This is a genomic window from Steroidobacter denitrificans, assembly GCF_001579945.1.
Lineage (GTDB): Bacteria > Pseudomonadota > Gammaproteobacteria > Steroidobacterales > Steroidobacteraceae > Steroidobacter > Steroidobacter denitrificans.
Genome location: NZ_CP011971.1, coordinates 2,104,468 through 2,118,202, shown reverse-complemented (window position 1 = coordinate 2,118,202; position 13,735 = coordinate 2,104,468). Strand labels below are relative to the sequence as shown.

Here is a 13,735-nt window from a genome sequence, read left to right as displayed (position 1 = left end):
ATATATGATAGCAAAGCTATTGTTTCTAAGTGGGTTAATGTCTGCTTTCATACCCTTGGCGCAGGCTGCGGACAGTACTGCCGCCGGGGGCGTGCAACTGGAATGCGAACTGGTGGCCGAGGTGCGCCGCGATCCCCTCGCACCACTGGACGGCCCACCGGGCAGCCAATTTCGTCCGTTCGTTCCTGCGACCCATTTATCCCAGGGTGACGTCGTGTATTACACCTTGCGGATACGCAACCCTTCCATAGTCTACGCCGCCGAGGTGATGGTGGTCCAAAAGATCCCCGCCAACACAGCCTATGTCGCCGGCTCCGCCGCGGCGCCCGGCGCACAGGTCGAGTTCTCGATCGATGGCGGACAAAGCTTCGCCGTGCCCAGGGGATTGCAGGTGACGGATGAGGGCGGAACACGGCTCGCGCCGCCCGAGCGCTATACCCATATCCGCTGGCAGCTGCGTCACCCGCTGGCGCCGGGGGCCGTGGCGCTGGCGCGTTTCCAGGCGATTTTCAACTGAGTATGGTCGATCTGGCGGATATCTTCGGCGCGCAGGGCCCCCTGGCGGCCGCGATTCCCGGATTCGCCGTGCGCCGCGAGCAGATCGATATGGCGATCGAGGTGGAGCACGCCCTGCGCACGCGCGGGCGGCTCATCGTCGAGGCCGGCACGGGTACCGGCAAGACATTCGCCTACCTGGTGCCGGCACTGCTGTCGGGACGGCGCGTAATCATCGCAACCGGTACCCGCAACCTGCAGGACCAGTTGTTTCATCGCGACTTGGCGGTGGTGACCCGCGCTTTGGGCCGCCCGGTGCATGTCGCCTTGTTGAAAGGGCGTGCCAACTACCTGTGCCTGCACCGGCTGGCACTGGCCGAACAGCAGGCGGTGGCACGCGGACTGCCCCGGGAGGTCGCCCTGGCCTTGCCCGGGCTGCGGGAGTGGGCGCAATTCACCCGTCGGGGGGATATCGCCGAATTCGGCAGTCTCGGCGATGCGGATCCGCTGTGGCCCTGGGTGACCTCGACCCGGGAGAACTGCCTGGGACCGGAGTGCCCGTCTTTCGATGGCTGCCACCTGGTACAGGCACGCCGCGAAGCCCAGGCCGCCGATGTGGTGGTCGTGAGTCATCATTTGTTGATGGCCGATCTGCTGCTCAAGGAGGAGGGTTTCGGCGACCTGTTGCCTGGGGCGGATGCCATCATCATCGACGAGGCTCATCAGCTGCCGGAGGTGGCCGCAGGCTTTCTTGGGTTCATGGTCTCCAGCCGCCAGCTGCAATCCCTGGGGCGGGATCTGGCCTCGGAGGTCGTCAGTGGCCAGGTGCGCGGCGAGATTCCGGCCAGCTTTGCGCAGACCATGGATCGATGCCTGGCCGATCTGCAGGATGCCCTGGGAGAGCGGCGGCCTTCGGGCAGCACCTGGCGCGGCGATGTCTCATCCGGCCGGGGGGCGCCTGGAGGCGGGACGGGCGAATCGTCCCATGCCGGCATGGGAGCCGGTAGATCCCCGGGTAGCCGTATCGAATTCAAGGATTGGCCGGCAGGCGTCATCGAATCCCTGGAGCGGCTGCAGAGGTTGCTGGATGAGTTGTCGGATGCGCTGGCCGAGGCGGCCCACGATCATGCGGGATTGGCGAGTCTGCGCCGGCGCAGCCTCGAATCCTCCACGCGGCTGAGGGCCATGCTGGCGAACGAGACGGAGCTGGCCGGGCAGGCTGCCGGCGTGCGCTGGGCGCAAAGCGGCCACCAGGGCACCTCGCTGCACTATGTGCCCGTCGATGTGGCGCAACAGCTGGGTGAGCTGATCGAAACACAGGCCGGCACCTGGATCTGTACCTCGGCAACTTTGGCGGTGGGCGAACGCTTCGATCATTTCATCGGTCGCATCGGCATGAAGGATCCGCGCACGGTACGTTTCGGCAGTCCGTTCGACTATGCGCGCCAGGCGTTGCTGTACCTGCCGCGCGGCCTGCCCGAACCATCCTCGCCGCGTTACACCCAGCAGCTGATGCAGGCGGTGCTGCCGGTGCTGCGGGCCAGCGGCGGCCGTGCATTCCTGTTGTTCACCAGTCATCGTGCGCTGCGCCAGGCGGCGCAGCATCTGAGCGGCCGGACGCCGCCGCCGCCGGGCTTCCCGATACTGGTTCAGGGAGATGCGCCGCGTGAAGCCCTGCTGGCCCGCTTCCGGGATTTAGGCAACGCCGTATTGCTGGGCACCAGCAGTTTCTGGGAGGGGGTGGACGTCAAGGGCGGGGCGCTGTCGCTGGTGGTGATCGACAAGCTGCCGTTCGCGGTGCCGGATGATCCGGTGCTCAAGGCCCGCCTGGAGGCCATCGAACGGCGCGGCGGCAATCCCTTCTTCGAGGAACAGATCCCCCAGGCGGTGATCACCCTCAAGCAGGGTGTGGGGCGCCTGATCCGCGATACGGGAGATGCCGGTGTGATCATGCTGTGTGATCAGCGGCTGCACACCCGTGCCTATGGGAGAATCTTCCTGGATAGCCTGCCGCCGATGCCGCGTACGCGGCGGCTCGAAGATGTCGAGCGGTTTTTTCAGCATACAGTGGACTCGCCGCCTTCCGCAGCGGTGCCGATCGCGGCGGATACGCCAGGCTTGAGGCCGAATGGCGACTCGCAGTGCGGCAACGAGAATGGCCAGGAGCAGGGATGATGAGGATGGGAACCCGGGAGAGCGGATGAGAATTCTCGCCATCGATACGGCGACCGAGCGCTGTTCCGTCGCGTTGCAGCTGGATGATCGCCTCATCGAGCGCCGTGCGGATGCGCCCCGCGGGCATGCGGATCTGATCCTGCCGATGGTGGCCTCGGTGCTGTCGGAGGCGGGGCTGCGGCTACGCGATCTGGATGCGCTGGCCTATGGCCGGGGACCGGGCGCCTTCACGGGGGTGCGTATCGCCGTGGGCGTGGCGCAGGGCCTGGCGTTCGGAGCCGGTTTGCCGACGGTGGGTATTTCCGATCTGGCGGCGGTCGCGCAGCAGGTCTCGGCGCCCGGGGCGCGAATCTTGGTGTGCATGGATGCGCGCATGTCGGAGGTCTACCGGGGCCTGTTCGAGCAGCCGCATGACAGCGCTCTGGTGCAGGCGGCAGGCCCCGAGCGGGTGGATTCTCCCGCCGCGGTGAGTGCGGCGGGCGCCGACATGTTCGCGGGCAGCGGTTTCGCCGTCTATCCGGAACTGCGCCTGCTCGCCCAAGGCGCACCCATCCACGATGCCGTGCTGCCGCTGGCCGGCGATATCGCCAGACTTGCCGTGGCGAAGCTGCGGGCCGGCCAGGGCGAGCCGGCGCACCTGGCTGCACCGGTGTATCTACGAGATCGGGTCGCCGTTCCCAAGCCGCCGGGCTGATCCTGAACTGGATCATTCATGAATATTCGATATCCGTACCGGCTCGGAAGGCATTTTCACGAATGCCATGACATGAACTGCAATAATGCTGCGGTGCAATCTAACGAGATTTACCAACACGTTGAATTCGATAGGATAATGTCAGCCAAGCAAATTCTGGTGGTCGAGGATGAACGCCCCATACGCGATATGATCGTTTTTGGCCTGCGCCGCGGCGGCTTCGAAGTCCGTGAGGCCGCGGATGTCGGCGCGGCACGCGCCAGCATCGTCGATCGGCATCCCGACCTGGTGCTGATCGACTGGATGCTGCCGGAGATGAGCGGGCTGGAGCTGACGCGCTTGCTCAAGCGTGACCGGGAAACACGGGACATCCCGGTCATCATGCTGACGGCGCGTGCGCATGAACAGGACAAGATCATGGGTCTGGACAGCGGCGCGGACGACTATGTCACCAAGCCGTTTTCGCCCCGGGAACTGCTGGCTCGTATCAATGCGGTGCTGCGCCGTTCGAGTCCGGGCGGCGGCGAGGAACTGATCGAGGCGCAGGGTCTGGTGCTGGACACCGCGGGTCACCGGGTGAGTGTCGGGGATCGATCGATCCCGTTGGGACCGACCGAGTATCGCCTGCTGGCATTCTTCATGACACATGCCGAGCGGGTATACAGTCGTGCTCAATTGCTGGATCGGGTCTGGGGCGGCAATGTCTATGTCGAGGAGCGCACCGTAGATGTGCATATTCGTCGTCTGCGCAAGGCGCTCGAAGCCTTCGATTACGATGGTTTCATTCAAACCGTGCGCGGAGCCGGCTATCGGTTTTCCACTCGTATGGAGTAAGCCTTGAAGTTTATCGGTGCGATATCCCCGGCAGGCTGGGGCACGATCCTGCGGCTGGGCGTCGTATTGTTCGTCGCGCTGCTCATCGGCCTGATCATAGGCCGGACTGCCGCGGTGCTTGCCATGGTTCTGGCAATCTACCTGACGGCGCAAATCGTGAATCTACTGCGTGTGGAATATTGGCTGAGCCATCGGCGTATCGAGGCGGCGCCGGATATGCGCGGCTCATGGGCAGAGGTGGTGGCGATCGTCGGGCGCATCGATCGGCGCAAGCAATACCACAAGGCGCATGTCACGGATCTGCTGCGAGAGTTCCGGCGCTTGACCCATGCCATGCCCGAGGGTGCGGTATTGCTGGGACCGGAGCATGAAATTCTTTGGTTCAACCCTCGTGTGTCCGCCTGGCTGGGGCTGCGGCGCAAGCGTGATCTGGGCTTTCGGATCGAGAACCTGGTGCGGCACCCCGATTTCGTCGACTATCTGCGTACCGGGCTGCCGGCCGAGGGCGTCGTCATACAGGGAGCCGGCGGCGATCGTTCGCGCTGGTTTTCGTTTCATCTGGTGCGCACCGATGAAAAATTGCGTCAGTTGCTGATCGTCCGCGATGTCACTCAGGAGCATCGGCTGGCATCGATGCGCAAGGATTTCGTTGCCAACGCCTCGCACGAACTGTGTTCGCCGTTGACCGTGATCAGCGGATATCTGGACACCCTGGCGGATGATGAAGCACTGGATCCGGCATGGCGCCCGCCGGTCATGGAAATGCGCCGCCAGGCGGTCCGCATGCAGACCATCATCGATGATCTGCTGGAGCTCTCGAAGCTGGAATCCAACGACAACAGGCCCGAGGATCGGCCGGTTGATATTGCTGCGATGCTGACGCTGATGCGCCGGGACCTGATGGCCCAGGAGCATCATCCGCGCGAGCTGACCCTGAGGCTGGACAGCGATGCCTGGCTCGAGGGCGCCGAAAGCGACATTCACTCGGTGGTGGCGAATCTATTGTCGAACGCGGTGAAATACACGCCGCCGGAGGGTACGGTGGAACTGCGCTGGTGGACGGATGAACTCGGCGGCCATCTGGCGGTGCGAGACACCGGCGCGGGTATCGCGGCAGAGCATCTTCCGCGGCTCACCGAACGCTTCTATCGGGTGGATTCGGGCCGCTCGCGTGAGCTTGGCGGTTCAGGCCTGGGGCTGGCCATCGTCAAGCATGCGCTGCAGCGCCACGGTGCGGTGCTCGAGGTGCAAAGCGAGGAGGGGCGGGGCAGCACCTTCACCTGCCATTTTCCCGTGCAGCGCGTCCTGCCGGCGCCCGTGCAAACACGCGGCGCGAAACAGGATTCCTGAAGGATCCGATATCTGGCCGCGCGATCCTGTGCAACCATACGTCAGGCCATACTGGATGCATCATGGAAAAATCCGATCTGTCACATCATATCCTCAGCCGCTATAACGATGATCTGGAGCGGGTGCGCACCAATGTGCTGGAGATGGGCGGCTTCGTGGAGGAGCAGCTCAAACAGGCCGTGGCCGCGCTGGTGGAAGGCGACAGCCGCCTGGGCGAACAGGTGGCGCGCGGTGACGCTCAAGTCAATGCCATGGAGGTGGCGATCGATGATGACTGCAGCCGTATCCTGGCGACTCGCAACCCGGCTGCATCCGATCTGCGCCTGATCGTCGCGGTGATCAAGACGATCACCGACCTGGAGCGCATCGGTGACGAGGCGGAGAAGATCGGCTACATCGGTTCGCGGCTTGCAACGGTCGAACGGCCTGCGGACCGGTATCGCGAGATCAAGAATCTAGGCCGGTTGGTGGGTGAGATGCTGCACGAGGCATTGGACGCATTCGCGCGGCTGGATCCGGAAGGTGCGGTCCAGGTGGCCAGGAAAGATCGGCTGATCGACGAGGAATACGAGGCGCTGCAGCGCCAGTGCATCACGTTCATGATGGAGGATCCGCGCACCATCCGGCGCGCGCTGGATGTGTTGTGGGTGGCGCGGGCACTGGAGCGTATCGGCGATCACGCCAAGAATGTCTGCGAATACGTCGTCTACATGGTGCATGGCAAGGATATCCGGCACTTGTCCGTGGACGAGGTGGAACGTCACCTGCGCACGCGTACCCAGAGCGGCGACGAAGCGGCGTCCAGCTGATGGCTGCCGTATCCTTTCGCCGCCTGGGCAATGCCCTGGGTTTTCTTGCCTGCGTCGTGTTGCTGGCCTATGCACTGTATGCCGAGCTTGTGCTGGGGCTGGCGCCTTGTCCGCTGTGCATCTTTCAGCGTGTGGCCGTGATCGTGCTCGGTGTGCTGTTTCTGCTCGCTGCGCTGCAGAACCCCGGGCGGGCCGGTGCGCGCATCTATGGAGTCCTGTTGGGGCTGGCGGCGCTGGCCGGTATGCTGGTCGCGGGCCGCCATGTCTGGATTCAGGCGCAGCCGCCGGGCAGCGTGGCCGCCTGCGGCGCGGATCTGGATTATCTACTGGAAATCATGCCGGTCACCGAAGTGATCGCCAAGGTGCTCACCGGTTCGGGTGAATGCGGCAAGATCGACTGGACCCTGCTGGGCTTGTCGATGCCCTGGTGGGTCCTGATCGCATTGGCGGGGTTGGGCATCTGGGCGTTGTGGCTGAATTTACGCCGCCTGTCATCCCGCTGATTTCGCCCGGCTGCCGGCCTTGCCGGTATGCACCTTTCGAGCGCCGCACTCGTTGCATGGCGCGGCCCGGCCGCAGGATCCGGCGGATTTCAGGGTGTGAGCAGCAGTTCCATGATGCGCTCATACATCATGGACAGTGTGCCGATATCGGCCACGCGTACGTTTTCGTTGACCTTGTGGATACTGGCGTTGCATACGCCTAATTCCACGACTTGCGCGCCGGTCGGTGCGATGAAGCGGCCATCCGAGGTGCCGCCCGTGGTGGACAGCTGCGGCTCGATGCCGGAGATCTCCCGCACGGCGCGTTCCACCGCCTCCGAGAGCCGGCCCCGGGGAGTGAAAAAGGGTAGTCCGGAGATGAACCATTCCAGGGTGTAGTTCACTTGGTGGCGATCCAGGATTTCCGTGATGGTGTTTTGTAGTCTTTCGACGGTTTGTTCGGTCGAAAAGCGCACATTGAACCGTGCCCGCAGCTCCCCGGGGATCACGTTCGGCGCGCCGGTGCCGGCATTGAGATTCGAGAACTGCAAGGTCGTGGGCTGGAAATACTCGTTGCCCCGATCCCAGGTCCGGCAGCTGAGTTCGGCCAGTGCCGGCGCCAGGGCATGCACGGGATTGTCGGCCAGATGAGGATAGGCTACGTGGCCCTGGACTCCATGTACCGTCAGTTTTCCCGATAGCGAGCCGCGGCGGCCGATCTTCACGGTGTCACCGAGAATCTCGCTGCTGCTCGGCTCACCCACGACGCACCAGTCGATTTTTTGTCCGCGCGCCTCGAGGACCGACATGACGCGCCGTGTTCCGTCCACGGACGGGCCTTCCTCGTCGCTGGTCAGCAGGAAGGCGAGGGTGCCGTTGTGCCGGGGGTGCGCCTGGATGAAGCGTTCCGCGGCGGTCACCATGGCGGCCAGGCCGCTTTTCATGTCGGCAGCGCCGCGTCCGTACAATATGCCGTCCTTGACGACCGGTTCGAAGGGATCGGTTTTCCATTCTTCCCGCGGTCCGCTGGGCACCACATCCGAATGGCCGGCGAAACACAGCAAGGGTGCCGCCTCGCCGTGCATGGTCCACAGGTTCGCAACCGGGCCGAAAGGCATGCGTTCGAGGCGAAAACCCAGCACCTGGAGCCGTTCGGCAATGATTTCCAGGCAGCCATGATCCTCCGGGCTGACGGACGGGCGGCGGATCAGTTCCTGGGTGAGTTCGAGCGCGGGATCGGCGGTCGGCAAGGGTATCGGCTCCAGGGGCGAGGGAACGATCGATCAGATTGCTCCGAGCGGGCTGCTTATATTACGCGAGAATGGCACGGTCGTGCGCCGCGCGGCCGCGCGGCTGCCGGTGCCAGGCGAAGGAATCGGTGCTCGTTGCGTGAAAATTCATTACGGCGCCTCCGCGGCGTAACGGCCGCGTTGTAACAATACTGTCATCCGGCCGCGGCACACTGGAAGCACCAGGTACAGGGCGAACCGGTGCTGCGCCAGCCGTACCCGCGCAGCATGATTTTCCGGTGCCGGACCGGCTGGGTTTCCGGCTGCGTTTCCGGCTGCGTTTCCGGTTGCGTTTCCGGTTGCGTTTACGTCCGCCGCGCCGGTGTGAAACGCCGCACGGGATATGCCCGCACGAAAGAGCAAGCATTTGAATTCATCGCTGAGTTCATCCCATGGTTCGCCTCACGGTTCGCCTCACGGTTCGCCTCACGGTTCGCCGCCGGGGCCGTTTACGGATCAGTCGGCGTTCCGATCGGTCGTTTCGCGCAATGTCTTGCGTTATCGCAGGCTGCGTGATCGCATCGTCGAGACATTGCTGCTCGTCGCAGGCCTGGTGGCGGTCTTTACGACGCTGGCCATCGTGGCCGTGCTTTTGTACGAATCGATGGCGTTCTTTGCGCATGTCTCGATCGTCGAGTTCATGACGGGCACGATGTGGACGCCGCTGTTTGCCGATGCGCACTACGGTATTCTGCCGCTGGTGGCCGGCACGCTCACGACCACGCTGGTCGCGCTGCTGGTGGCCGTTCCGCTGGGCATCACGATCGCAATCTACTTGAGTGAGTTCGCGCCGCACCGAGTGCGCGAGACCGTCAAGCCGATTCTCGAACTGCTGGGCGCCGTGCCGACCGTGGTCTACGGCTATTTCGCCTTGACGATGGTGACGCCTGCGTTGCGGGTGCTGATGCCCGAACTGCCGGGCTTCAACATGCTCAGCGCCGGCCTGGTCATCGGCCTGATGATCGTGCCTTATGTCAGTTCGTTGAGCGAGGACGCCATGCGTGCGGTGCCGCGCTATATGCGCGAAGGATCTTATGCGATGGGTGCGACACGCCTGCAGACGGCATTGCGGGTGGTCGTGCCGGGCGCATTCTCCGGCCTTGCGGCGGCTTTCATTCTCGGCATTTCCCGTGCCGTGGGCGAGACCATGGTGGTGGCCATCGCTGCCGGCATGCAGCCGAATTTCACGTTCGATCCGCGCGAGCCCGCCGCGACCATCACGGCGTACATCGTACAAGTGAGTCTGGGCGATCTGCCGCACGGCAGTATCGGCTATCAAAGTATTTTTGCGGCGGGTCTGGTTCTAGTCCTGATGACCCTGGTGTTCAACGTCGTCGGGTTCTTCCTGACGCGGCGTTTCCGCGAGGCCTACTGATGAGCCGCCAGGCGTTCCCAAACGCGCAGCAACCGGCAGGTATCGCCGCGATGGTGACGATGGAAGGCATGCGGCGGGATCTTGCGCGCCGTGAGGTGCTCGACCGGATATTCGTGTTGACCGGCCTGGTAGTGATGCTTGCCTGTCTTATGATCCTGGCGGTGCTGTTCATCGACCTGGTGCGCGATGGTTGGGAACGCTTCAGCTGGGATTTCTTCACGCATTTCGCCTCCAGGCACGCCGAGCGTGCCGGCATTCTCGCCGCCTGGGTCGGCACCACCCTGATCATGGCGGTGACGGCGATATGCGCCGTGCCCATCGGGGTGGCGGCGGCGATCTATCTGGAGGAGTACGCGCCCAAAAACTGGATGACCGCCATCATCGAGATCAATGTGACGAATCTTGCCGGCGTGCCGTCCATCATTTTCGGCTTGCTGGCGCTGGGCCTGTTCGTCTATCAATTCGATCTTGGTCAAAGTATCGCGGCGGCGGGCCTGACACTTGCGCTGCTGATCCTGCCCATCGTGATCGTGGCAACGCGCGAGGCCATCCGTGCGGTGCCGAAGGCGATCCGGGAAGCGGCGTATGGACTGGGCGCGACTCGCTGGGAAGTGACCAAGGATCATGTCCTGCCGTACTCCACCGGCGGCATTCTCACCGGCATGATCCTGGGGTTATCGCGTGCCATCGGCGAGACTGCTCCCATCATTACCATCGGTGCCTTGAGCTTCATCGCCTTCCTGCCGGAGTCGCCGTTCAAGAGCGAGTTTCCCTTCATTTCCTTCGACTGGCTGAACGATCCCTTCACGGCCATGCCGATTCAGATGTTTAACTGGATTTCACGGCCCGACCAGGCGTTTCAGGCGAATGCGGCGGCTGCCGGTGCGATCCTGCTGGGCATGACCTTGATCATGAACGGTGTGGCGATCTGGATCCGTTATCGTTTTCGAAAAAAGATCAATTGGTGAGGCCGGAATGAGGCTGGTCCGCAAGCCTCACCGGGTGACGGCTCGCTGCCGAAGAGTCTTTGATTGTGCTGAAGGTCCTGCCCATGGAATCCACCGTCCGCTCCTCGATCGCTCAGGCATCCCCGGGCACGCCGCGCACCGGCGGCGATGGTTCCGCACCGCCGCCCGGCGCACCGCAACGCATCTCCGTGACCGTGGGGGAAGCGCGCCAATCGCGTCCGTTCGCCATCAAGGCGGCCGTCAAGGATCTCAATTTTTATTATGGACAGTCTCAGGCACTGAAGAATCTGACGATTCCGATCGCGGACCGTCAGGTGACCGCGCTGATCGGCCCGTCGGGCTGCGGTAAGAGCACGTTCCTGCGCTGTTTCAACCGGATGCACGATTTGCAGCCGGGAACACGCTACGAGGGCAGCATCATGCTGCACCCGGATAATCTGAACCTGGTGGGCAGCGGTGTGGATCCCATCGAGGTCCGCATGCGTATAGGCATGGTGTTTCAGAAACCCAATCCCTTTCCAAAGTCGATCTTCGAGAATGTCGCCTACGGCCTGCGCCTGCGCGGGGTGCGCAACAGAGCGATCCTGGCGGACGAGGTCGAGAAGGCTTTGCGCGGAGCGGCCTTGTGGGACGAGGTCAAGGATCGTCTGCAGGATTCCGCACTGGCACTATCCGGCGGACAGATGCAGCGTCTGTGCATCGCCCGGGCGCTGGCTACGACACCGGAAATCCTGTTGTTCGACGAGCCGACTTCCGCACTCGATCCGATTGCGACGGCCAAGATCGAAGAATTGATTTCCGTATTGCGCGATCAGGTCACCGTGCTGATCGTCACTCACAACATGCAGCAGGCTGCACGGGTGTCCGATTATACGGCCTTCATGTATCTCGGTGAGCTGATCGAATTCGACGAGGCGGCGAAAATCTTCACCAACCCTAGCAAGAAGGCTACTGAGGATTACATTACCGGGCGCTATGGCTGAGCGGAGGGGTACATTCGATGAGGCCGGCGAATCCCCGGCACGGGGTGTGCGCAACCGGGATTCGCAACTGGATGCACAATGTACCGCCGTCCTCCAGACTCGGCCTCATTCACGCAGCAATTCGTTGATACCGACCTTGGCGCGTGTCTGAGCATCGACTCGCTTGACGATGACGGCACAGTACAAGCCGTACTTGCCGTTGGCGGCAGGCAGGCTGCCCGGTACGACGACCGCGCCCGCAGGCACTCGGCCATAGAGCACCTCATCGCGTTCGCGATCATAGATGCGGGTGCTGGCGCCGATGAATACGCCCATGGAAATGACGGCGCCCTGTTCCACGATGACGCCTTCCACGACCTCGGAGCGTGCACCGATGAAACAATCGTCCTCGATGATCGTCGGATTCGCCTGCAGCGGCTCCAGTACGCCGCCGATGCCGGCACCGCCGGACAGATGGACATTCCGGCCGATTTGCGCACAGGATCCCACGGTAGCCCAGGTGTCGACCATCGTGCCCTCGCCGACATAGGCGCCGACATTGACATAGGAGGGCATCAATACCGTATTGGCGCCGACGAATGCACCGCGACGCACTATGGCGTGCGGCACGACGCGAACGCCGTCGGCGCGAAAGCGAGCCTCATCGTAGTCGGCATACTTCAACGCCACCTTATCGAAAAAACGGGTGAAACCGGCATCGACCGGCCGGTTGTCCTGCAGCCGAAACGACAGCAGTACGGCCTTCTTGAGCCATTGATTGACTTGCCAACCATCATCTCGCTTCTCGGCGACGCGTACCTGGCCGCGGTCGAGCAGATCCAGGGCCTGTTCGACCGCGGTGCGCACCTCCTGTGGGGCATTGTCGGGGCTGAATCGTGCGCGATCTTCGAAAGCGGAGCCGATCGTATCGGCCAGGGCGGCATGAACGGAATGAGCGGCGGTATCGGGCATGGTATTGAAACTATCGTCGGTCGTGGATGGTCGGCGGCGCAAGCCGGCTGCGAAGCAGGAGTGTAGCCGTTCAACGCTCCATCATGTAATCCCGGATGCGCATTGCGGCATCTACACACTCCTCCAGGGTGGCTACGAGCGAGATGCGTACCCGCCCGCGTCCCGGGTTGCCATGCGGGGTCGAGCGTGCCAGGTAGCTGCCCGGCAGCACCGTCACATGCTTGCGTTCGAACAGTTCGCGCGTGAAGCGTTCGTCATCCCCGAGTCCGGTTTCGATACCGGCCCCGGATGCGGTACCGATATCAGGCCACAAATAAAAGCCTGCCTGCGGCGCTTCGACCGGCATGACGCTGCGCAGAATCGGCAGCACCTGTTCGAACTTTCGCCGGTATAGAACGCGGTTGTCGATGACATGTTGATCATCGTTCCATGCTGCCATGCTGGCCATCTGCGTGGGCAGCGGCATCGCGCAGCCGTGATAGGTGCGATAGAGCAGAAAGGCGGCGATCAGTGCAGGATCGCCGGCAACGAATCCTGAGCGCAGACCGGGAACGCTGGAACGCTTCGAGAGGCTGTGGAAAACCATGCAGCGCTCGTAGGCCGTATGTCCGGCTGCGAGTGCCGCCTGCAGCAGACCGGCCGGCGGCCGGGATTCGTCCATGAAAATTTCGCTGTAGCATTCATCGGCGGCAATGACGAAGTCATACCGGTCCGCCAGTGCCAATGCCTGGCGCAGATAATCGATGCCGGCGACCGCACCGGTCGGATTGCCCGGTGAGCACAGATACAGCAATTGGCAGCGCCGCCAGATGGCCTCGGACACCGATGTCAGATCGGGCAACCATTGTGCGGAGGCGGCGCCGGTTGTGCCTGGATTGGCCATGAAGCAGGGTTCCGCACCGGCCAGGAGCGCTGCGCCTTCGTAGATCTGATAGAAGGGATTGGGCATCACCACGGCGGGCCGGCCGGTTCCTCCCGCAGGATCGACCATGCACTGTGCGAAGGCGAACAAGGCCTCGCGCGTGCCGTTGACGGGCAACACCATGGTTTCCGGATCCAAGGAACCGGCGGGCAGATGAAAACGGCGCGTCAGCCAGGCGGCGATCGCGGCGCGCAGCGGCGCGATGCCGGCGGTCTGAGGGTAGCTGCCCAGGCCTTGAAGGCTGTCGATGAGCTTGCGCAGGACGAATTCCGGCGGCGCGTGCCGCGGTTCGCCGATCGATAGGGAAATATGCGCCAGATCGTGCGGCGGGTTCGCACCGGCAAGCAGGGCGCGCTGGCGCTCGAAAGGATAGGGGTGCAGTTTCTGTAGAAAGGGATTCATCGGTCA

Annotated in this window: 13 protein-coding genes; 10 read left to right on the top strand and 3 right to left on the bottom strand. The window is 63.2% G+C overall.

Going from position 1 to position 13,735, the window contains the following annotated elements; genetic code table 11:
- The first annotated feature begins 37 nt into the window (after positions 1-37).
- The 7 genes from ACG33_RS09760 (at position 38) to ACG33_RS09730 (ending at position 6,860) form a co-directional block, all read left to right on the top strand.
- Positions 38-517, top strand: a complete 480-nt coding sequence (locus ACG33_RS09760; protein ID WP_066920768.1) for a DUF11 domain-containing protein — start codon at positions 38-40, stop codon at positions 515-517.
- A 2-nt stretch (positions 518-519) separates the two neighbouring features.
- Positions 520-2,670, top strand: a complete 2,151-nt coding sequence (locus ACG33_RS09755) for an ATP-dependent DNA helicase (protein WP_083536682.1) — start codon at positions 520-522, stop codon at positions 2,668-2,670.
- Positions 2,671-2,695: 25 nt separating this feature from the next.
- Positions 2,696-3,364 carry a tRNA (adenosine(37)-N6)-threonylcarbamoyltransferase complex dimerization subunit type 1 TsaB gene (tsaB, locus tag ACG33_RS09750; RefSeq protein ID WP_066920766.1) on the top strand — a complete coding sequence of 223 codons (669 nt, stop codon included), beginning with the start codon at positions 2,696-2,698 and terminating at the stop codon, positions 3,362-3,364.
- 138 nt (positions 3,365-3,502) lie between these two features.
- Positions 3,503-4,198 carry a phosphate regulon transcriptional regulator PhoB gene (gene phoB, locus ACG33_RS09745; RefSeq protein ID WP_066920764.1) on the top strand — a complete coding sequence of 232 codons (696 nt, stop codon included), beginning with the start codon at positions 3,503-3,505 and terminating at the stop codon, positions 4,196-4,198.
- Positions 4,199-4,201: 3 nt separating this feature from the next.
- Positions 4,202-5,548 carry a phosphate regulon sensor histidine kinase PhoR gene (gene phoR / locus ACG33_RS09740; RefSeq protein ID WP_066920762.1) on the top strand — a complete coding sequence of 449 codons (1,347 nt, stop codon included), beginning with the start codon at positions 4,202-4,204 and terminating at the stop codon, positions 5,546-5,548.
- A gap of 62 nt (positions 5,549-5,610) precedes the next feature.
- Complete coding sequence (gene phoU, locus ACG33_RS09735) at positions 5,611-6,357, top strand: phosphate signaling complex protein PhoU (RefSeq protein ID WP_066920760.1); 747 nt, start codon at positions 5,611-5,613, stop codon at positions 6,355-6,357.
- Positions 6,357-6,860 carry a disulfide bond formation protein B gene (locus tag ACG33_RS09730; protein ID WP_066920758.1) on the top strand — a complete coding sequence of 168 codons (504 nt, stop codon included), beginning with the start codon at positions 6,357-6,359 and terminating at the stop codon, positions 6,858-6,860. The genes phoU and ACG33_RS09730 overlap by 1 nt, the downstream gene beginning before the upstream one ends.
- Before the next feature lie 89 nt (positions 6,861-6,949).
- Here ACG33_RS09730 and dapE read toward each other — a convergent pair whose 3' ends face one another.
- Positions 6,950-8,089, bottom strand: coding sequence for a succinyl-diaminopimelate desuccinylase (dapE, locus tag ACG33_RS09725; protein WP_066920756.1), 1,140 nt, complete (start codon positions 8,087-8,089; stop codon positions 6,950-6,952).
- A 532-nt stretch (positions 8,090-8,621) separates the two neighbouring features.
- Between dapE and pstC the strand changes: the two genes are divergently transcribed.
- From pstC to pstB, 3 genes are all read left to right on the top strand, one after another.
- Complete coding sequence (gene pstC / locus ACG33_RS09715; RefSeq protein WP_066920752.1) at positions 8,622-9,503, top strand: phosphate ABC transporter permease subunit PstC; 882 nt, start codon at positions 8,622-8,624, stop codon at positions 9,501-9,503.
- Between the two features lie 50 nt (positions 9,504-9,553).
- Positions 9,554-10,471 (top strand): phosphate ABC transporter permease PstA, encoded by a 918-nt coding sequence (gene pstA / locus ACG33_RS09710; protein ID WP_066923171.1) that lies wholly within the window; start codon positions 9,554-9,556, stop codon positions 10,469-10,471.
- A gap of 83 nt (positions 10,472-10,554) precedes the next feature.
- Positions 10,555-11,454 carry a phosphate ABC transporter ATP-binding protein PstB gene (gene pstB / locus ACG33_RS09705; protein ID WP_083537234.1) on the top strand — a complete coding sequence of 300 codons (900 nt, stop codon included), beginning with the start codon at positions 10,555-10,557 and terminating at the stop codon, positions 11,452-11,454.
- 105 nt (positions 11,455-11,559) lie between these two features.
- Here pstB and dapD read toward each other — a convergent pair whose 3' ends face one another.
- Positions 11,560-12,405 carry a 2,3,4,5-tetrahydropyridine-2,6-dicarboxylate N-succinyltransferase gene (dapD, locus tag ACG33_RS09700; RefSeq protein ID WP_066920750.1) on the bottom strand — a complete coding sequence of 282 codons (846 nt, stop codon included), beginning with the start codon at positions 12,403-12,405 and terminating at the stop codon, positions 11,560-11,562.
- Positions 12,406-12,475: 70 nt separating this feature from the next.
- Positions 12,476-13,729, bottom strand: coding sequence for a succinyldiaminopimelate transaminase (gene dapC, locus ACG33_RS09695; protein ID WP_066920748.1), 1,254 nt, complete (start codon positions 13,727-13,729; stop codon positions 12,476-12,478).
- Between the last annotated feature and the right edge of the window lie 6 nt (positions 13,730-13,735).